Consider the following 17,890-nt stretch of genomic DNA (forward strand, 5'->3'; position numbering starts at 1 on the left):
ACGCACTGGCAGCACCGGCGCCTACTCCGATCGGAGTGGGCGCCGGTGCTGCAGCGCCTGGGCCAGCCAGGCCAGTACGTCGTGGGTCACTTGGTCACGGTTGCTTTCGTTGAACAGCTCATGGCGCGCCTGCGGGTAGATATTGAGTTGCAGGCGCTGGCTGCCAGCCTCGCGCAACGCATTGGCCAGATCCTTGAGACGCTTGCCAGCGCTCACCGGATCACATTCCCCGCCCATGACCAGCAGCGGCAGGCCCGGATCGATTTGTGCCAGGTTGGCGATCTTGCTGATCTGCTGCAGTCCGCCCAGCAGGTCGATCCATAGTTGGTTCGTGCAACGGAAGCCACACAGAGGATCGTTTACGTACTTGTCGACTTCCGCCGGATCACGGCTGAGCCAGTCAAAGGCGGTGCGGTTGGGCTTGAAGGCTTTGTTGAAGGAGCCAAAGGACAGCCAGTTGATCAGCGCGCTGCGGCCCTGAGCGCCCTGGCGCCAGCGTTCGAGGCGGGCAATCAGGCTAGCGACACGATACAGGGCCAGGGGCTGGAAGTTCGAACCGCTGAGAATCGCTGCCTGGAGGCTGGCGCTGTGGTGCAGCATGTACCCCTGGGCGATGTAGCTGCCCATGCTGTGACCCAGCAGCACGATGGGTGTGCCAGGGTGTTGCTGGCCGATGTGCTGATTGAGACTAGCCAGGTCGCAGATCACCTTGTTCCAGCCGCCCTGGTCCGCGTAATGGCCGAGCACCCCGGTTTCTGCGGTTTTACCGTGGCCGCGCTGATCCGGTGCATAGAGGCCATAACCCTCGGCGCACAAGGCCGCGGCCAGACGAACATAGCGGCCGCTGTGCTCGGCCATGCCGTGGGACAGCAGGACAACCGCCTTGAGTGGACTCTCGGGCAGCCACTGGTTGACGAAGAGGCGCTGGTGGTCGCTGGTAGTCAGCCAGAACATGTCATGGATCATGGCGATTCCTTTGCTCGTATACGCTGCACTTTATAGCCCATTGGCGCCTACGCGTCTGACTCGTACGTCTGTTGGACACAAGATTCACACAGTCAATGACACGCTCGTGCATATTTGCCTGCATCGCCATAGCTGCTAACGTCCGGTGATTCCCCGCCGCTGGCAGCGTTACAGTGGCGGCCCGGTCCGCTCAGGTAAATAGGAGGACAAGAATAATGCAGCCTGATTTCTGGAATGATAAACGCCCCGCCGGCGTTCCCAACGAGATCGATTTGGGGGCTTTCAAGTCGGTGGTCGAGGTGTTTGAGCGTTCCTGCAAGAAGTTCGCTGACCGCCCGGCCTTCAGCAATATGGGCTTGACCCTCACGTATGCTGAACTGGAGCGCTACAGCGCTGCGTTCGCCGGTTATCTGCAATGCCACACCGATCTGGTGCCGGGGGATCGGATCGCGGTGCAGATGCCTAATGTCCTGCAATACCCGATCGCGGTATTCGGCGCGCTGCGGGCCGGCCTGGTGGTGGTCAACACCAACCCGCTGTACACCGCGCGGGAGATGCGTCATCAGTTCAAGGATTCCGGCGCCCGGGCCCTGGTCTACCTGAACATCTTCGGGCAGAAGGTCCAGGAGGTGCTGGGCGATACCGATATCCAGTTCCTGATCGAAGCCAAAATGGGTGACATGCTGTCCAGTGCCAAGGGGTGGTTGGTCAATACCGTGGTGGACAAGGTCAAGAAGATGGTGCCGGCCTATCAATTGCCGCAGGCCATTGCCTTCAAGAGCGCCTTGCGCCTGGGGCGTGGCCAAGTGATCAAGCCGCTGCAGGTGGGGCTCGATGATATCGCCGTGCTGCAATACACCGGCGGCACCACCGGGCTGCCCAAGGGGGCGATGCTGACCCACGGCAACCTGGTGGCCAATATGCAGCAGGCGCGGGCCTGCCTCGGCCAGCATGGACCCGATGGCCACACGCAATGGCGTGAAGGCCAGGAGGTGATGATCGCGCCACTGCCGCTCTACCACGTCTACGCGTTCACCGCGAACTGCATGTGCATGATGGTGACCGGCAACCACAACGTGCTCATCACCAACCCGCGAGACATCGGCGGCTTCATCAAGGAGCTGAGGAAGTGGCGATTTTCTGCGCTGCTGGGGCTCAACACCCTGTTTGTGGCACTGATGGATCACCCAGAATTCAAGAACCTGGACTTCTCCAGTCTGAAGCTGACCAACTCCGGGGGCACGGCCCTGGTGAAGGCCACAGCGGAGCGCTGGCAAAAGATTACCGGGTGCCGGATCACCGAAGGTTATGGCCTCACCGAAACCTCGCCGGTGGCTTGTACCAACCCTTATGGCGACCGCTCGCGGTTGGGCACGGTCGGTCTGCCGGTGCCGGGCACCACCTTGAAGGTCATCGATGACCAGGGGGCCGAGCTGCCGCTGGGCGAGCGCGGTGAGTTGTGCATCAAAGGCCCGCAGGTCATGAAGGGCTACTGGAACAAGGCCGAAGCCACGTCGGAGGTGCTGGATGACGAGGGCTGGTTCAAGTCCGGTGATATCGCGGTGATCGATCCTGACGGTTTCGTGCACATCGTCGATCGCAAGAAGGACATGATCATCGTCTCGGGTTTCAACGTGTACCCCAACGAGATCGAAGATGTGGTGATGGCTCACCCGAAGGTCGCCAATTGTGCGGTGATCGGCGTGCCGGACGAGCGTTCCGGCGAGGCGGTGAAGCTGTTTGTGGTGCCCCGTGAAGCGGGGGTCAGCCTGGAAGAGCTCAAGGCCTACTGCAAGGAGAATTTCACCGCCTACAAGGTGCCCAAGCACATTGTCCTGCGTGAGTCGCTGCCGATGACGCCCGTGGGCAAGATCCTGCGCCGTGAGTTGCGTGACATCGCCTGATCCTTGAGTTCCTCCCTCGGGGGGCCAGTCGGTTGACGCAACGGGCTGGCCCCCGAGTCATTTCAGGGGCGCAAAGCCCGAGCTAGAGCGGAATTCAAAGGGATAGAATTTTTACTCTAAAAATGACCATTAAATGGTCTTGAGTCATTAATGTGACTATTCAGGCCTTTTTGGCTCTAGGCGGCCTTTTTCAAAGCTGCTACTCTCGGCGCGCTTTGTGACTTCTCGGCCTAAGTAAACAGCCAGACTCACCAACAATAGACACCAATAAAAAACACAGACAAATAATAATCGCATCGACTGCGGTGATGAATTCGCGTTGCTGAGGAGTGGGCTTCCATGATCGAAGACTTTTGGAAGGATAAGTACCCAGCTGGGATTGCTGCCGATATCAATCCAGACGAGTATCCGAATATTCAGGCGGTATTGAAACAATCCTGCCAACGTTTCGCTGACAAACCGGCCTTTAGCAACCTTGGCAAGACAATCACCTATGGTGAGTTGTATGAATTGTCCGGGGCCTTCGCCGCGTACCTGCAGCAGCATACCGATTTGCGGCCCGGCGATCGAATCGCTCTGCAACTGCCCAACCTGCTGCAATACCCGATCGCGGTATTCGGTGCGATTCGCGCCGGTCTGATCGTGGTCAACACCAACCCGCTGTACACCGCGCGGGAAATGGAACACCAATTCAATGACTCCGGAGCCAAGGCCCTGGTCTGCCTGGCCAACATGGCCCATCTGGCAGAAAGCGTGGTGCCCAAGACTGGGGTCAAGCATGTAATCGTCACGGAAGTGGCGGATCTGCTGCCGCCACTCAAGCGCCTGCTGATCAATAGCGTAGTCAAGTACGTGAAGAAGATGGTGCCGGCCTACCACTTGCCTCAGGCGGTCAAGTTCAATGACGCCTTGAGCAAGGGCCACGGCCAGCCGGTGCAGGAAGCCAATCCCGCCAGCGGCGATGTGGCCGTCCTGCAATACACCGGTGGCACCACCGGCGTGGCCAAGGGCGCAATGTTGACCCACCGCAACCTGGTGGCCAACATGCTGCAGTGCAAGGCGTTGATGGGCTCCAACCTCAGTGAAGGCTGCGAGATCCTCATCACGCCATTGCCGCTGTACCACATCTATGCGTTCACCTTCCATTGCATGGCCATCATGCTGATGGGCAACCACAACATCCTGATCAGCAACCCCCGCGACTTGCCGGCGATGGTCAAGGAGCTGTCGAAGTGGAAGTTCAGCGGTTTTGTCGGTCTCAATACCCTGTTCGTGGCCCTGTGCAACAACGAAGCCTTCCGCAAGCTGGATTTCTCGGCGCTGAAAGTCACCCTTTCCGGGGGCATGGCCTTGCAACTGGCAGCCGCCGAGCGTTGGAAGGACGTGACCAACTGCCCGATCTGCGAAGGTTATGGCATGACCGAAACCAGCCCGGTGGCCACGGTCAACCCGATCCAGAATATCCAGATTGGCACCATCGGCATTCCGGTGCCGTCGACCCAGTGCCGGGTGGTCAATGACGCGGGTGAAGAGCTGCCTCTGGGCGAAGTCGGCGAATTGTGCATCAAGGGGCCGCAAGTGATGAAGGGCTACTGGCAGCGTCAGGACGCCACCGATGAAGTACTCAGCAGTGAAGGCTGGCTGAAGACCGGTGACATCGCGCTGATTCAGCCAGACGGCTACATTCGCATCGTCGACCGCAAGAAAGACATGATCCTGGTTTCGGGGTTCAACGTGTATCCCAACGAACTGGAAGATGTACTGGCCTCGTTGCCGGGTGTCCTGCAGTGCGCGGCCATTGGCGTTCCGGATGAAAAGTCCGGCGAAACCATCAAGATTTTCATCGTCGCCAAGCCAGGGGTGACCCTGACCAAAGAGCAGGTAATGGAGCACATGCGCGCCAACGTTACCGGCTACAAGGTGCCCAAGGCGGTGGAGTTCCGCGATGTCCTGCCGACCACCAACGTTGGCAAGATTCTGCGCCGCGAGTTGCGTGATCAAGAGCTGAAGAAGCTTGGCGTGAAGAATTAAGCCTCAGTGCCGATAAAAAACAGCCCCGCCAATGCGGGGCTATTTTTTATCGGGGGGCAAGCTTACTGCTGAAACTGGGCGAAGTTCACACCGGTGCCGGCCGGGCGCACGTCATTGAGGAACGAGTCCTTGTCGGCGCTCAGTTCCAGGCTCAGGGCCGCTTTGCGCTTGCCTTGATTACGTACCACCAGGCCTTCCATTTTTTCCCGCAGGAACACAGTGGGCACTTTCAGGTGCAGCAACTGGTCGGTGTCCGGAGTGTGCAACAGCAGGTGCACCCATTCGTACTGACCAATGGCCAGGCGGGTGACCAGAATATCGAACCACCAGATGTTGCGATTACGGTTCAGCTCCGCGAAATGGCAGTTGTTGACGCCCAGCACCGCACCGCCCAGTTCCTGGTTTCTACGGGCGATGGCCTGCTTTTTATCGAGTTTCATAACGTTCCTACGAGGATTGGATCTTCAGTGCTTGACCTGAACAGGCCGAGCATTCTCCCGGGTTGCCTGGCAAACATAAAGCGCAACCTCGGATCACTGATGAAATGGCCGGAAAAAATAATTGAAACTCTGCGCAATGGCCGCGGGTCAACCTTGGGTAACCCTGTACCCCCTTTGTTCGATCAATGAATGTTCAACGGAGCAATACCATGAGCAGTACAGCGGATAAGGTAAAAGGCCTGGCTAACGAAGCCATCGGCAACGTCAAGCAGGGTGTCGGCAAAGCCACCGGCAACACCCAGTTGCAGGCTGAAGGCAAGCTGCAGGAAGTGAAAGGCGAAGCCCAGCAAGCAGTGGGTAAAGTCAAAGAGACGGTGAAGAAAACCATCGACGAGGCCTGAGCACGGCGCACCCGATGATGCACAGATGCGGCCATCCCTGGATGGCCGTTTTCATGTCCGGTTTTCCCTTGAATACAGGTAATCCATCAATGGAAATGGTTGCCGTTCGCCAACTAAGCTAATTTGTTGTAGAAAACGCCCCCTGAGTCGCCATCGACTTCAACCTTTTTGCGGCGAAAGGAGACGCTATGCTTTTTCCAGACCTCAAAGGTTTGCCCCTGCACCGTGTGCTGATCCGCACGGTCAACGAGTTCATTGCGGACGAAATGTCCACTTATGCTTCGGCGCTGGCCTACCAGATGCTGTTTTCGTTGTTCCCCTTCATTCTGTTTCTCATCGCCCTGATCGGTTTTCTGCACTTGCCGGACTTCTTCACCTGGCTGCGCCTGCAATCGGAGTTGGTGCTGCCGCCCCAGGCGCTGGAACAGGTCAATCCGGTGATTGACCAACTGCAGCAGTCCAAGGGCGGATTGCTGTCGGTGGGTATTGTCATCGCGTTGTGGACCGCTTCGGCGGGCGTACGCTTGATGATGAGCGCGATGAACGCAGCCTACGACGTGGTTGAGGGGCGGCCGATCTGGAAACGTTTTCCGTTGTCGGTGTTGTATACCGTGGGCATCGCCGGCATGCTCCTGGCGGCCGCGGCGTTGATGGTCCTGGGGCCGCAGGTGATGACTTGGCTGGCCGGGCAGGTGGGCCTGGAAGAGTTCATCGTGACCTTGTGGACGGTGTTGCGCTGGCCGGTGATCGTGCTGCTGATGATGGTGGCGGTGGCCTTGATGTATTACGTGATGCCCGATGTGAAGCAAAAGTTCCGCTTCATCACCCCAGGCTCGGTGTTGGCGGTGGTGGTGTGGATCGTGGCGTCCCTGGGGTTTGCCTACTACGTGAAAACCTTCGCTAACTACAACGCCATGTATGGCAGCATCGGCGCGATCATCGTGCTGTTGCTGTATTTCTATATTTCCTCGGCGGTGCTGTTGCTGGGGGCGGAAATGAATGCGGTGATCGAACACATGTCGGCCGAAGGCAAGGAGCCTGGTGAAAAGGACTTTGACGGTCCCGGCGATAAACAACACGTTTCGGGACTGGGCCGAGATCACTCGCTCCACCCGACCTCTGACGAAGCCCGAACATGATCCGTGAAATCCTCAAAATGGGCGATGAACGCCTCCTGCGCATCGCGCCTGCGGTTGCGTCCGAGATGTTCGACAGTCCGCAGTTATGGCAACTGATCGACGACATGTTCCAGACCATGGAAAGCGTCGGCGGCGTCGGTCTGGCGGCACCGCAGATTGGCGTCGACCTGCAGTTGGTGATCTTCGGCTTCGAGCACAGCGAACGTTACCCGGATGCCGAAGCCGTGCCCCAGACCATCCTGATCAATCCGTTGATCACACCCTTGAGCCCGGTACTGGAAGAAGGCTGGGAGGGCTGCCTCTCGGTTCCCGGTCTGCGCGGGGCGGTCCAGCGCTATCAGCACATCCGCTATGAAGGCTTCGATCCCAGGGGGGAGCCGATTGTGCGCGTGGCGTCGGGCTTTCATGCGCGGGTGGTGCAGCATGAATGCGATCACCTGATCGGGCGGCTGTACCCGTCGCGGATCAACGATTTCAGCAAGTTTGGCTTCAGCGAAGTGCTGTTTCCCGATCTTGACCCCAGTTCCGACGACTGATGTCGCGGCTCAGTGAGCCTGTTCGAGACTGCGGATGGCCATGGCCAGCAGGGCTTTGTTGCGGCGGTAGCGGGCCAGGCGTTCGGCCAGTGGCTGCGGCAATTGGTCGGTGAGGGCAAAGCCCATGCGTTGATACAGCCGTTGCAGGTCCGGGTGGCAGAACAGCCACACCGGCCCCGCAACCTCGCCCAAGGCACGCGCCACCAACTGCGCGGCCAGCCCTTGGCCGCGGCAGGCCGGGGCGACGAACAACCCCGTCAACCAATGACCTTGAGCCACTTTGCTCAGGCTCATCCCGGCGATGATCTCGCCGTCCTTGAGTACCCACAGCTGACCTTCGGGCGAGGCGCGCATGGGCGACTGGTGCTGGCGATAGAACTTGTTCAGTAACGGTCGCGATGCCTCGGCAAGCAGGCTGATCTGAAGGCTGGACATGAGGGTTCCGGGTATGGCCGCGGGAAGCGGCGGATTATAAAGGAACCCCCGGTGGCGATAGGTGTTATACCTGATGCCTATCCCGCATCAGTGGAGTGAACGTCATGTCCAAAGGTATGAACGCCAAGAAAAGCGCCAAGAAGAAGCCGGCCAAGAGCGCTGACGAGAAACGCGCCGAGAAAAAGGCCAAGAAAACCGAAGTGAACATCTTCGGCCATTGATCAATTTGACCAAGCCCGCAGCGCGGGCTTGGTTTTATCCCTCCTGAAATGACAGGCCGGTTCTGCCTGTTCAGCGCAATTTTTCCATTTCTTGTTCCGAACCTACGCCAGCTCCACCGCCAATGCCTCCCGTACCGCAGGCCGCTGCTCGACCCGGGCCTGGAACTTCACCAGCGCTGGCCAGGCTCCTAGATCGATGGCAAACAGCGCAGTCCAGCGCAGCACGGTGAACAGATAGGCATCGGCGATGCTGAACTGCCCGCCTTGCAGATAATCCTGATGCTCCAGGGTCTGCTCCAGCAGCGCAAGGCGTTTGAACAACTTCTGCTGTAACACCGCCTTCACGCCGTCATCGAGCCCAGGGTTGAACAGCCAGCCCATGATCCCGTGAACTTCGCTGGTGATGAAGTTCAGGGTTTCCTGCAGGCGTACCCGTTGCCAGCTGCCATTGGCCGCGGCCAAGCCGGCTTCGGGCTTGAGATCGGCCAGGTATTGCAGGATCGCCGGGCTTTCGGTGAGCACTTCGCCGTTGTCCAGTTGCAGGGCGGCCACGTAGCCCTTGGGGTTGATGGCGAGGAAGTCCTGCCCGTCGGCGGTGCGCTTGCTGCGATTGTCGACACGGATGGCATCGAACGGCAGTTGCAGTTCCCGCAGCACGATATGGCAGGCCAGGGAGCAGGCTTGAGGGGCGTAGTAGAGTTTCATCGGCGGGTCTCTGGTTGATGTTCTGGTCAGTGTCGGGGCAGTACTGGCATGGGTAAAATTAATCTTTCAGAAAATATCCATAAGGAAGGCTACTGCCATGATGAACCTGATGCATTGGCGCCTGCTGGTGGCGATAGCCGAGTGCGGCACCATCACCCGGGCCGCCGAGCAGGTGGGCATGACCCAGTCCGGGGCCAGTCAGGCCTTGGCCCAGATGGAAGACATGCTGGGAGTGTCACTGTTCATCCGTGAGCACCGCCAGGCGCTGCCTACGGCAATTGGCCTCCAAGTGCTGGAGCAGGCCCGGGTGATGCTCGGAGCGCTGGCTCAGGTACGCCGGCAAGTGGCCGCGGCCCGGGGCATCCTCCAGGGCAGTTTGCGCCTGGCGGGCTTTCCCATGGTCCTGGCGAGCTTCCTGCCACCGGTGCTGCGACGCTTCAAGCAGTTACACCCTGGGATCGAGGTGGTGCAACTGGAGGTCAGCGACGATGAAGTCGAAGCCCTGCTGGAGGCACAACTGGTGGATCTGGGAGTGGTGTTGAATCCGCTGCCCGCGCGTCGTTCGTGGTTGCTGGGCGTCGATTCGTGGGTGGCCGTGCTGCCCCAGGATCACCCCTGGCAAGCCCCGACCATCGAGCTTGAAGCCTTGCTGTCGCAGCCTTTCGTCCTGGCCACTGGCGGCTGTTCGGTAAATGCCCGCAGCCTGGCGGCCGACGCAGGAATACCGTTGGCGGATGTGCAGATCGAAGTGCGCGAGTGGAAGAGCGCATTCAGCCTAGTGCGTGAGCGTTTGGGGGTGACCCTGGTACCCGAGAGTACCTTGCCGGAACAGCGCCAGGGACTGCGTGTGCTGCCCTTGAGTTGCGCGATCGAGCGCCAGTTTGCTCTGGTGACCGCGCCGGGTCGGGAGGCGCACGGACTGGTTCAGGCTTTTCTGCAGATGCTCGCTCGGGACTAGTCGGCGGACGGTTCCTGGCGCGTCATGTTGATACTCTTGGCGAAGGCTTGAAAGGCATTTAAACGTTGTGAAAACAGACTGAGTGGTGGCCTTGCATCGAGTCGGCGCCTGTCTATGCCCGATGGTGAAAAAACTCCCGGTTACTTTTTGAACCTGGGGCTCGTGATGTTTCGACGCCAACGATAACTTTCTCAAGACCATGCAGTACTCCTTGAATGAAATCGTGGGGCAGCACCACAGCATGTTCTGCCATCGTGCTGAAGCCGAGTCAGCCGAGTACAAGCAGTTCTGGGTTTCCTTGAACCGGGAGGAGTTTCACTCTCACCGTTTCGAGCGGAAAAACAAGTACGGCCAGACGGTGTTTCTTGAGGCCTCTTACAATCCACCGTTTGATGCCAAGGGGCGTTTGTACAAGGTGGTCAAGTTCGCCAGCGATATCACCGAACAGATGACGTGCTTGCAGTCCGCCCATAGCACTTCGGTGCAAAACGATTCCTGTGCGCAGAAGGGCTCCTAGGTGGTTCAGCAAGCGGTGCAGATCATTGAGTGGATTTCCCAAGACTTCAACCAGGCGGCGCGCAGCATTGATACGGTGAGCAAACAGTCGGAGATCATTGGCAGCATTGTCCAGACCACCCGTGGGATTGCCGATCAGACCAATCGGCTGGCGCTTAACGCGGCCATCGAGGCCGCTCGGGCCGGCGAGCACGGACGAGGCTTCGCGGTGGTGGCGGAAGAGGTGCGCGGTCTGGCGGCGCGGACCAGCCAGGCTACGGTGGAAATCGTCGAGGTGGTGCGCAAGAACCACGACCTCTCCACGAGCGGGGTCATCAGCCTGTAGTCGAGCCTGAGTCGTACTGGCCTCGGGGTCGAGTTGGCCAATGAGGCGGGGGAGGTGATCCTGGAAATCCAGTAAGGCTCGTGGCATGTGGTGGAGGCCATCAGCCAGTTCAACTCGAGCTTGCAATTGCAGTAGCGTTTTTCACGTGTTCACGAAAAAGGGTTCCCGCAGGGAACCCTTTTTCGTGACCTGACCGTTACAGCGAAGCGAGGAACTTCTCTTCGATCGGTTTCTCGCTGTTCTTGGTCTGTTGTTCGTCGTTGGCCAGCTTCATCTTGTCTTGCATGCGCTGGGTGATTTCCTGGTTGATCGCCAGTTGTCTTTCCGGCGGCAGGTTCTTCAGGTCTTCCTCGGTCAGGCCTAGCTCCTTCAGGATGCTGTCGCGCAGCCGCTGTTCGGGGCTTTTGCTCATGTACTCCTGGAATTCGGTGACTGCGCTGCTGGCGGTGGCGCCATTGGCCGGCAAGATGTCGGCTGTCGGTGGTGTGGCCTGGAGCAGCACGCGGGTCTTGGCGAAGGCCGCGTTGACATTATCGTCAACGCTGTTGGCTTGCAGGCTGGATGGGGCCGCCGGAGTGGTCATGGTGTTTTGCGCCTGTTGCAGCATGCCACTGTAAAGCACGCTGGCTGCGGCGGTGGTAGGGTCCAAATCGGTGCGCGAGGTGGGCTGCACCGAAACGGATTTCTGGGCGTTGACCAACATGATCGAGAACCTGTGTGAGGGAACTAGACTACTGGGTCAGCAAGATCCGTGCCGAAAGAATACTGCGTTGAATCGCAATGGATTGCCGAGCTCATGGCTGCCGAACCGCCAGTAGGCGGACAACTCTTGCCGCTTTCTGGCAATTGCCGTCCGGGACAGCAGGGCGGCGTGGCACGGCTCAGTAGGTGATGGCAATGCCGAAGTCCTCCTGGAAGGCGTCGTCCAGCGGCTCATAACCGAGGACCCGGGTGGTTTCGCTGAGATCCAGGCGCTTGAAGCGATTGTTGGAGATACCGTGGCCGATGAAGTACTGCACCCCCGGGGCTTCCACCGCCCGTTGCAGCAGTTGCAGGGCGTCCCGAGGGCTGAGCCAGGCGCTGAGATCGCGAGTGGTGGTCAGTTGATGATGCTCGGGGAACTCGAAGGCGCCGATGCGCAGGGCGATGCAGGACAACCCATGCTGGGCGGCATAGAAGGCGCACAGCGCTTCGCCGTAGCACTTGCTGACGCCATACAGATTGGCTGGCATCACGGGCATGTTCGCGGTGATCTGCCGGTCCACCGGGTAGCCCTCGATGGTCTGGGCACCGCTGGCGAACACCAGACGCCGGCAGCCGGCATTCATGGCGGCCTCGAACAGGTAGGTGGTGGCGAGGATATTGTTGGGCAGCAATTGCTCGAAACTGGCGCTGGCGTCGGGGATGCCGGCCAGGTGGACGACCACGTCGATGCCCGGCAGGAGACGGCCAACGGTCTGTGGGTCGTTGAGGTCCAGGCGCACGAAGCGATGGGGCGTGGGGATTTCGAAGTCCGGCTCGACGCGATCGGTCAGGGTAAAGCGGTAGCGCTCCTGGGAACCCTGGAAGAATACTTTGCCGATCCGGCCACAGGCGCCGGTCAGTAATACGTTGAGTCCATCCATGTCCAATCTCCGGTGACGGGGTGACAGTGCTGCGCGCTAGGGGGTGCCGTTACGGCCGTGCAGGCGGAAGCCTGGACGCAGGCTGAGGCGCTCGTAGTAGGCCTCGATCGCGGGGTAGTCCGGGTGTTCCATGGGCGTCATTTTCCAGCGATTGACCGAGAGTCCGAGAACGATGTCCGCCAGGCTCAAGTCCTCACCCAGCACATAGCCTTTCGCGTGTTGCAACTGCTGTTCGAGAATCGCCATCTTGGCGTTCCAGGCCATGAGGCTGGCGTCGATGCGCTCGCGCTCCTGGCAGGCTGGATGCTGGCGTACCAGCCCCATGAAGGCGTAGCTCCAGGTTGGATTGAGCTCGGTGGCCTGCCAGTCCATCCACTGCTCTACCAGGGCCCGGGCGCGCGGAGCGATGGGCAGCAGGCCGCTGCCAGGATGCAGGTTGGCCAGGTAGCGGCAGATGCTGTTGGACTCCCACAGTACGCCAGCGTCATCGATCAGCACTGGCACCTGGGCGTTGGGATTGAGGGCCAGAAACTCGGGACTGTGGGTCGACTGGAAGCCGCTGCCCCAATCTTCCTGCTGGTAGGCAAGTCCGAGTTCCTCACAGGTCCAGAGGACTTTCCTGACGTTGATGGATGACGCTTTACCCAGAATTCTGCAGGGGGTTGCCATGATGCTTCCTTATTCGTGGCCCAGATGGCCCATGGGAATCTATCAGCGCAACCGCCGCTGGGCGATGGTCAATTTGACTCCGGGTATTTAGCCGCGCGTCAGGCCGGATCGGGCAGGGCCGAAGCTGGCAGGCCGAAGACCCGGTCGAATAGCCAGTTGAAGACGAAGGTGTAGCAGGGGATGAACAGGATCAGTGCCAGGTCGAGGAGGAAGGCCTGCACCAGGCTGATGTGCATCCACCAGGCGATGAGCGGGATCAGGAACACGATCAGTGTCAGCTGGAAACCCACGGCGTGGGCGATGCGCCGCTTGACTGTACGGGTGCGTGACGGCTGGCGGCTTTCCCAGCGCTCGAACAGGCTGGTGTAGATAAAGTTCCACGTCACCGCGATGCTGGTGATCACCACCGCCAGCGGCCCGGTACTGCTGGGGGAGGTGCCGGAGAGCAGGGCCAGGCCAAGGGCCGAGAAGGTCATGCCGAACACTTCGAACAGGGAGACATAGACCAGTTTGCGTTTCACGCCTTGCATGGAGATTCCTCGGTATTGAATGCGAACGGCCAGGGCTGGGCTGGCACGGGGCGCAGAAGATAGCTTCAATGCCAATGATAGAAAAAGTCGGAAGCTTTCAGTTTTACTGATAGGTTGTGCCCATGAATTTTTCCAGCGACAGCATCCAGTTATTTCTCGCCGTGCTTGAACGCGGTTCTTTTTCCGCGGCGGCCCGCTCGTTGGGCAAGGTGCCGTCAGCGGTCAGCATGGGGATCGCCAATCTTGAGGCGGAACTGGGTTATGCGTTGTTCGACCGCAGCCATCGCGAGCCTGTGCCGACGCCGTTGGCGCTGTCGCTCGCGCCTCATGCACGACTGATCGCCGACCAGCTCAAGCAGTTGCAGGTGCACGCCATCGAGCTGTCTCTGGGGTTGGAGAGCAGACTGTCGATTGCCGTGGTGGATGACCTCGACAAGCAGCGGCTGCTGGCGGCGATCAAGCGGATCGCCGAGCGGTACCCGCTGCTGGAGGTGGAGGTGCTCAGCGCCCCCCAGGATGATGTGCTGCACTTGTTGCACAGTGGGCGGGTCAGTGTCGCCATGGCCTTTGCCGGGCTGAGCGTCAACGCTCTGGAGTATTTCCAGTACGTGGGCAGCGAGCGGATGATCGCCTGTATCGCGGCCGAACATCCGCTGTTCCGGTCCAGCGACGGTTCCTTGTATCTGGAGGAGTTGATTCGCGTCCGTCAGGTGGTGGTGGCCAGCCGTGACTTGCCGATCAGCGATACCCGGCCCTTGGTGGGGGAGTCGCTGTGGCGCACCGACAGTCTGGCCATGGCCCTGCAGATGGTGGAGGCCGGCATCGGCTGGGGCAATTTCCCGTTGTCGCTGATCCAGCCGTTGCTCACCGCCGGGCGCCTGCAACGCCTGCATTTCAAAAACATCGATAACGGCTTGTCATTGCCGGTGCATGCGCTGTGGTTGAAGAACCAGCCGCTGCAGAAGGGGGCCCTGGCTCTGGTGCAGCTACTCAGTGGCGAGGACCCCGCGTTGGGGGCTTTGCCTGGCCCGCTGGTTTAAGCCTGGGCTTGTTCGCGCAACCAGTGCAGCAGGCGCCCGGCCGCCGAATCGTCACTGATCGCTTGGGCTGACAACAAGTAGTAGGCGCTACCGTCGGCGACGAATCCGAAAGGGGCGCAGAGCAGTCCGCCGGCCAAGTCGTCGCGCACCAGTTGCCAGGGGGCAATGGCCAGCCCCAGTCCCGCCACCGCCGCTTGCAGGCTGAAGTAGAAATGCTCGAAGACTTGCTCCTGGGGCACCTGGGACGCCGGCAACTGACGCCCTTGTAGCCACTGCGCCCAGGCGTGTGGTCGAGTGGCACTGTGCAGGCGCGGGGCATGCTCCAACAGGGTCGGCAGGCCCATTGGCGATGGGCTCCAGTCTGTTTGTTTGTCTGGCCGGCACACTGGGCCAACGGCTTCGTCAAACAGCCAATGGGCCTGGGTCTCGTCGCTCCAGGGAAAGTCATTGCGGCGGATCGCCAGATCGATCCCCTGGTTGAACGCGAAAGGCCCGCCGCCGGCCAGCAATTGGATCGAGATTTCTGGGTGGGCGGCCTGGAACGCTGGCAGGCGGGGGATCAGCCAGCGCATCAGCAAGGTCGGTTCGCAGGACAGCACCAGCGGGGCATCGAGGATGGGGGCGCGCAGGCGCCTGGTGGTGTTCTCGATCAGGTCCAGGGCCTGCGTCACGCTGTGCAGCAGTTCGGCTCCAGCCGCGGTGAGAAATACCCGGTGACTGCGGCGTTCAAACAGGGCCGTGCCCAGGTCTTCTTCCAGGGCGCGCACCGCACGACTGATAGCGCCGTGGGTCAGGTGCAGGGCGGTGCCGGCCCGGGTGAAGCTTTCCAGGCGTGCTGCCGCTTCAAAGCAGCGCAAGGCGCCGAGGGGCGGCAGGCGTCTAGATAATGTTTGTGAGTTTTTATCACTGAGAGTGTCAGTTTTCATCGTTGGCTGTCCCCGTGCCGATCCCCATACAGTAGCGCCTGATTCTATAACCAAGGCGTATGTAACGTGACTGAACTGTTAGTCGTAATCACCATTACCATTCTTGCTGTACTCAGCCCCGGAGCCGATTTTGCCTTGGTAACGCGCAATAGCCTGATGCTCTCGCGCCGCCACGGTGTGTTCACTGCCCTGGGTATCGGGCTCGGGGTCATGCTGCATATCGGCTACAGCCTGCTGGGGGTGGGGTTGCTGTTGCAGCAGTCGCTGCTGTGGTTCAACGGGCTGAAGATTGCCGGGGCGCTTTATCTGATCTATCTGGGGATCAAGCTGTTGCGCGGTTCGGACCAGGGGGCGCACGAGGAGGGGGCGGCGAATGTCGAGACTTCGTCATGGGCGGCTCTGCGCAGCGGCTTTCTGAGCAATGCGCTGAACCCCAAGACGATGATTTTCGTTCTCAGCCTGTTTATGCAGGTTATCCAGCCGGGCACGGCATTGCCGGTGCAGATCGGTTACGGGGGGATCATTGTCCTGGCTCACGTGTTGTGGTTCGTGGCGGTGGCGCTGTTTTTCTCGGCACCGGCCATTGCCAGTCGACTGCAGGGGTACAAGCGCCGTATCGATCAGGTATTTGGTGTGGTGCTGGTGGGGTTCGGGCTGCTGCTCAGCGTGCTGAGCCTGCAGCCCTGAAACACCTCAGGTGCTTTCCCGCACCCGCAGCTCGAAGCCCATGTCCACCACGGGCTCGGCCACGCTATTGCCGGCCAGCAGGGTCAGCATCTGCTCGGCTGCACGGCGGCCGATGGCTTCCCTTGGGGTGCTGATACTGCTCAGGCGCGGCACCATGTGCGCCGAGGACGGCAGGTCGTTGAAGCCCAGTACCGCCACTTGCTCTGGAACCTTGATGCCGCAGCGCAGGGCTTCCAGCAGCGCGCCTTGGGCCAGGTCGTCGTTGCCGAAAAAGATCGCGTCCACTTGGGGCTGACTGTGCATCAGTTGCACAAACAGCTCGCCGCCCAGGCCCACGGAGGAGGGGCGCGGAGTGAGCAACTCCAGATCGGGGTTGTACAGCCCCGCAGCCTGCAGGGCACGGCGGAAGCCTTCGCCGCGTAGCAGGGTGCGCTGGTCCAGTTGCGCGCCGACGTAGGCCAGGTGCTTGCGGCCACGGGAAATCAGGTGCTGAGCGGCGGTTTCACCGGCGCTCAACTGCGAGAAGCCGACACAGTTCAGACCCGCACCGGTGTCCAGATCCATCATGTAGACGCACGGAATGTTGTTCGCTTCGATCATCCGTCGTGAGCTTTCAGTGCGGTCGAAACCGGTCAGCAGCAAGCCTCGTGGCTGGTAGGTCATGTAGTTGCGCAGCAGGTTTTCTTCTTCGTCCCGGGAGTAGTGATAGTTGCCGATCAGCACTTCGAAGCCCTTGGGCCGCAGCACCTGATGAATGGCTTCCAGGGTTTCGATGAACAGCAGGTTGGACAGCGACGGCACCAGCACCACCACCGATTGGCTCTGGGCCGAGGCCAGGGCACGGGCGGCGGAGTTGACCACGTAGTTGAGCTCCAGCGCGGCCTTCTGCACCTTTTCCACCAGTTCGCTGGCCACGCTGCTGACGCCACGCAGGGCCCGGGAGGCGGTAATCGGGCTGACACCGGCCAGGCGCGCGACTTCGTTGAGGGTGGGGCGGCCCGTGGTACGGGTATTTTTATCGTTCTTCTGGGTGGTCATCAGACGGCTTGCCAAACAAAATTCAAGTCACTAAGGTAGCGCTGTCCTGAAACAGCTGCAATGCGTGAGCGAGGTGTGCCTGACCCTCGCTCTTTGGTTTGGAGGACTATATACGCGGCAACCCACAAAAATGACAAGAAGGCGTCGGCAGACACTGTTTTTGTACTAGAACCAGAACTAGCAAAGGTAGCGCTGTCTGCGCGCTGAGGTGTTACATGAGTCAATCTATTACCGCCCTGGTCATCATGGGTGTTGCCGGTTGTGGCAAGTCCAGCGTCAGCCAGGCGCTCTGTGAACGCAGCGGCGCCACCGCCATTGAAGGCGATACTTTTCACCCTGCCGCGAACATCGCCAAGATGAGTGCCGGGATTCCCCTTGACGACGACGACCGTGCCGGCTGGCTCGACAGCCTGTGCGACGAGCTGCGCCGCACCCTGGCCGCCGGCCAGCGTCCGGTGCTGACCTGCTCGGCCTTGAAGCGCCAATACCGTGAACGCCTGCGCGCCGCCACCCCGGGCCTGGGTTTCATCTTTCTCGAACTGACCCCGGCTGTCGCCGCCGAGCGCGTGGCCCATCGGCCCGGGCATTTCATGCCTTCGACCCTGATCGACAGTCAGTTCGCCACCCTCGAATCCCCCGTGGGGGAGCCGCTCACCCTGGCCCTGGATGCCAGCACCCTGAGCGTCCAGCGCCTGGCCGAACAGGCCCACCAATGGTGGCTGGAGCATGACCTTGAACCTTCACATTGAGTGTTGGCTCGAAATAGGTAGCGCTGTCCCACTTGGCCCTTGTTTTTAA

At 60.3% G+C, this 17,890-nt stretch carries 19 protein-coding genes and 2 pseudogenes; 11 read left to right on the plus strand and 10 right to left on the minus strand.

From position 1 onward, the window contains the following. Positions 1-21: 21 nt before the first annotated feature. Positions 22-966, minus strand: a complete 945-nt coding sequence (locus tag PLD_RS07875; RefSeq protein WP_159891458.1) for an alpha/beta hydrolase — start codon at positions 964-966, stop codon at positions 22-24. Positions 967-1,181: 215 nt separating this feature from the next. Between PLD_RS07875 and fadD2 the strand changes: the two genes are divergently transcribed. Together fadD2 and fadD1 are read left to right on the plus strand one after the other, a co-directional pair. Then, positions 1,182-2,870 carry a long-chain-fatty-acid--CoA ligase FadD2 gene (gene fadD2 / locus PLD_RS07880; RefSeq protein ID WP_159891460.1) on the plus strand — a complete coding sequence of 563 codons (1,689 nt, stop codon included), beginning with the start codon at positions 1,182-1,184 and terminating at the stop codon, positions 2,868-2,870. Between the two features lie 339 nt (positions 2,871-3,209). Then, complete coding sequence (gene fadD1 / locus PLD_RS07885) at positions 3,210-4,901, plus strand: long-chain-fatty-acid--CoA ligase FadD1 (protein WP_159891462.1); 1,692 nt, start codon at positions 3,210-3,212, stop codon at positions 4,899-4,901. Positions 4,902-4,963: 62 nt separating this feature from the next. Here fadD1 and PLD_RS07890 read toward each other — a convergent pair whose 3' ends face one another. Further along, positions 4,964-5,341, minus strand: a complete 378-nt coding sequence (locus PLD_RS07890; RefSeq protein WP_159891464.1) for a hypothetical protein — start codon at positions 5,339-5,341, stop codon at positions 4,964-4,966. 209 nt (positions 5,342-5,550) lie between these two features. Here PLD_RS07890 and PLD_RS07895 point away from each other — a divergent pair, with 209 nt between their 5' ends. The 3 genes from PLD_RS07895 (at position 5,551) to def (ending at position 7,417) form a co-directional block, all read left to right on the plus strand. Then, a complete protein-coding gene (locus PLD_RS07895) occupies positions 5,551-5,742 on the plus strand; it encodes a CsbD family protein (RefSeq protein WP_159891466.1) in 192 nt (63 codons plus the stop codon). Between the two features lie 188 nt (positions 5,743-5,930). Then, positions 5,931-6,881 carry a YihY/virulence factor BrkB family protein gene (locus PLD_RS07900; RefSeq protein WP_159891468.1) on the plus strand — a complete coding sequence of 317 codons (951 nt, stop codon included), beginning with the start codon at positions 5,931-5,933 and terminating at the stop codon, positions 6,879-6,881. Continuing rightward, the gene (gene def / locus PLD_RS07905; protein ID WP_159891470.1) at positions 6,878-7,417 is read left to right on the plus strand and encodes a peptide deformylase; all 540 of its coding nucleotides are present in this window, start codon (positions 6,878-6,880) and stop codon (positions 7,415-7,417) included. The genes PLD_RS07900 and def overlap by 4 nt, the downstream gene beginning before the upstream one ends. A 9-nt stretch (positions 7,418-7,426) precedes the next feature. On the opposite strand, the gene PLD_RS07910 is transcribed toward def, so the two are convergent. Then, positions 7,427-7,852, minus strand: a complete 426-nt coding sequence (locus PLD_RS07910) for a GNAT family N-acetyltransferase (RefSeq protein WP_159891472.1) — start codon at positions 7,850-7,852, stop codon at positions 7,427-7,429. Between the two features lie 323 nt (positions 7,853-8,175). Beyond that, a complete protein-coding gene (gene gstA / locus PLD_RS07915) occupies positions 8,176-8,778 on the minus strand; it encodes a glutathione transferase GstA (protein ID WP_159891474.1) in 603 nt (200 codons plus the stop codon). A 97-nt stretch (positions 8,779-8,875) separates the two neighbouring features. On the opposite strand from gstA, the gene PLD_RS07920 reads away from it, so the two are divergent. The 3 genes and pseudogenes from PLD_RS07920 to PLD_RS31060 form a co-directional block, all read left to right on the plus strand. Continuing rightward, the gene (locus tag PLD_RS07920; protein WP_159891476.1) at positions 8,876-9,736 is read left to right on the plus strand and encodes a LysR family transcriptional regulator; all 861 of its coding nucleotides are present in this window, start codon (positions 8,876-8,878) and stop codon (positions 9,734-9,736) included. 184 nt (positions 9,737-9,920) lie between these two features. Next, positions 9,921-10,253: pseudogene (locus PLD_RS31055) on the plus strand (PAS domain-containing protein); the annotation flags it as partial. A 15-nt stretch (positions 10,254-10,268) separates the two neighbouring features. Further along, a pseudogene (locus PLD_RS31060) lies at positions 10,269-10,520 on the plus strand (methyl-accepting chemotaxis protein); the annotation flags it as partial. 253 nt (positions 10,521-10,773) lie between these two features. Here PLD_RS31060 and PLD_RS07930 read toward each other — a convergent pair. The 4 genes from PLD_RS07930 to PLD_RS07945 form a co-directional block, all read right to left on the minus strand. Beyond that, a complete protein-coding gene (locus PLD_RS07930; protein ID WP_159891478.1) occupies positions 10,774-11,280 on the minus strand; it encodes a hypothetical protein in 507 nt (168 codons plus the stop codon). 178 nt (positions 11,281-11,458) lie between these two features. Beyond that, a complete protein-coding gene (locus tag PLD_RS07935; RefSeq protein ID WP_159891480.1) occupies positions 11,459-12,202 on the minus strand; it encodes an NAD(P)-dependent oxidoreductase in 744 nt (247 codons plus the stop codon). A 36-nt stretch (positions 12,203-12,238) separates the two neighbouring features. After that, entirely contained in the window at positions 12,239-12,871 is a 633-nt protein-coding gene (locus tag PLD_RS07940) for a glutathione S-transferase family protein (RefSeq protein ID WP_159891482.1), read from the minus strand. A 98-nt stretch (positions 12,872-12,969) separates the two neighbouring features. After that, positions 12,970-13,401 carry a PACE efflux transporter gene (locus tag PLD_RS07945; RefSeq protein WP_159891484.1) on the minus strand — a complete coding sequence of 144 codons (432 nt, stop codon included), beginning with the start codon at positions 13,399-13,401 and terminating at the stop codon, positions 12,970-12,972. A gap of 122 nt (positions 13,402-13,523) precedes the next feature. Here PLD_RS07945 and PLD_RS07950 point away from each other — a divergent pair, with 122 nt between their 5' ends. Then, the gene (locus PLD_RS07950) at positions 13,524-14,441 is read left to right on the plus strand and encodes a LysR family transcriptional regulator (protein ID WP_159891486.1); all 918 of its coding nucleotides are present in this window, start codon (positions 13,524-13,526) and stop codon (positions 14,439-14,441) included. Here PLD_RS07950 and PLD_RS07955 read toward each other — a convergent pair. Beyond that, positions 14,438-15,367 carry a LysR family transcriptional regulator gene (locus PLD_RS07955; RefSeq protein WP_159891488.1) on the minus strand — a complete coding sequence of 310 codons (930 nt, stop codon included), beginning with the start codon at positions 15,365-15,367 and terminating at the stop codon, positions 14,438-14,440. The two genes, PLD_RS07950 and PLD_RS07955, sit on opposite strands and share 4 nt — an antisense overlap. A 66-nt stretch (positions 15,368-15,433) precedes the next feature. Here PLD_RS07955 and PLD_RS07960 point away from each other — a divergent pair, with 66 nt between their 5' ends. Further along, positions 15,434-16,054, plus strand: a complete 621-nt coding sequence (locus PLD_RS07960; protein WP_159891490.1) for a LysE family transporter — start codon at positions 15,434-15,436, stop codon at positions 16,052-16,054. A 6-nt stretch (positions 16,055-16,060) separates the two neighbouring features. Here PLD_RS07960 and PLD_RS07965 read toward each other — a convergent pair whose 3' ends face one another. Then, entirely contained in the window at positions 16,061-17,092 is a 1,032-nt protein-coding gene (locus PLD_RS07965; protein WP_159893432.1) for a LacI family DNA-binding transcriptional regulator, read from the minus strand. 215 nt (positions 17,093-17,307) lie between these two features. On the opposite strand from PLD_RS07965, the gene PLD_RS07970 reads away from it, so the two are divergent. After that, positions 17,308-17,841, plus strand: a complete 534-nt coding sequence (locus PLD_RS07970; protein WP_159891492.1) for a gluconokinase — start codon at positions 17,308-17,310, stop codon at positions 17,839-17,841. Positions 17,842-17,890: the final 49 nt, after the last annotated feature.

It is taken from the genome of Pseudomonas sp. LD120, from assembly GCF_009861525.1.
GTDB lineage: Bacteria > Pseudomonadota > Gammaproteobacteria > Pseudomonadales > Pseudomonadaceae > Aquipseudomonas.

Coding starts and splice junctions, on each gene's coding strand:
- PLD_RS07890 (WP_159891464.1), bottom strand. CDS start 5,341: ATGAAACTCGATAAAAAGCAGGCCATCGCCCGTAGAAACCAGGAACTG.
- PLD_RS07950 (WP_159891486.1), top strand. CDS start 13,524: ATGAATTTTTCCAGCGACAGCATCCAGTTATTTCTCGCCGTGCTTGAA.
- PLD_RS07920 (WP_159891476.1), top strand. CDS start 8,876: ATGATGAACCTGATGCATTGGCGCCTGCTGGTGGCGATAGCCGAGTGC.
- fadD1 (WP_159891462.1), top strand. CDS start 3,210: ATGATCGAAGACTTTTGGAAGGATAAGTACCCAGCTGGGATTGCTGCC.
- PLD_RS07900 (WP_159891468.1), top strand. CDS start 5,931: ATGCTTTTTCCAGACCTCAAAGGTTTGCCCCTGCACCGTGTGCTGATC.
- PLD_RS07910 (WP_159891472.1), bottom strand. CDS start 7,852: ATGTCCAGCCTTCAGATCAGCCTGCTTGCCGAGGCATCGCGACCGTTA.
- fadD2 (WP_159891460.1), top strand. CDS start 1,182: ATGCAGCCTGATTTCTGGAATGATAAACGCCCCGCCGGCGTTCCCAAC.
- PLD_RS07965 (WP_159893432.1), bottom strand. CDS start 17,092: ATGACCACCCAGAAGAACGATAAAAATACCCGTACCACGGGCCGCCCC.
- PLD_RS07945 (WP_159891484.1), bottom strand. CDS start 13,401: ATGCAAGGCGTGAAACGCAAACTGGTCTATGTCTCCCTGTTCGAAGTG.
- PLD_RS07895 (WP_159891466.1), top strand. CDS start 5,551: ATGAGCAGTACAGCGGATAAGGTAAAAGGCCTGGCTAACGAAGCCATC.
- PLD_RS07970 (WP_159891492.1), top strand. CDS start 17,308: ATGAGTCAATCTATTACCGCCCTGGTCATCATGGGTGTTGCCGGTTGT.
- PLD_RS07955 (WP_159891488.1), bottom strand. CDS start 15,367: ATGAAAACTGACACTCTCAGTGATAAAAACTCACAAACATTATCTAGA.
- PLD_RS07935 (WP_159891480.1), bottom strand. CDS start 12,202: ATGGATGGACTCAACGTATTACTGACCGGCGCCTGTGGCCGGATCGGC.
- PLD_RS07940 (WP_159891482.1), bottom strand. CDS start 12,871: ATGGCAACCCCCTGCAGAATTCTGGGTAAAGCGTCATCCATCAACGTC.
- def (WP_159891470.1), top strand. CDS start 6,878: ATGATCCGTGAAATCCTCAAAATGGGCGATGAACGCCTCCTGCGCATC.
- PLD_RS07875 (WP_159891458.1), bottom strand. CDS start 966: ATGATCCATGACATGTTCTGGCTGACTACCAGCGACCACCAGCGCCTC.
- gstA (WP_159891474.1), bottom strand. CDS start 8,778: ATGAAACTCTACTACGCCCCTCAAGCCTGCTCCCTGGCCTGCCATATC.
- PLD_RS07930 (WP_159891478.1), bottom strand. CDS start 11,280: ATGTTGGTCAACGCCCAGAAATCCGTTTCGGTGCAGCCCACCTCGCGC.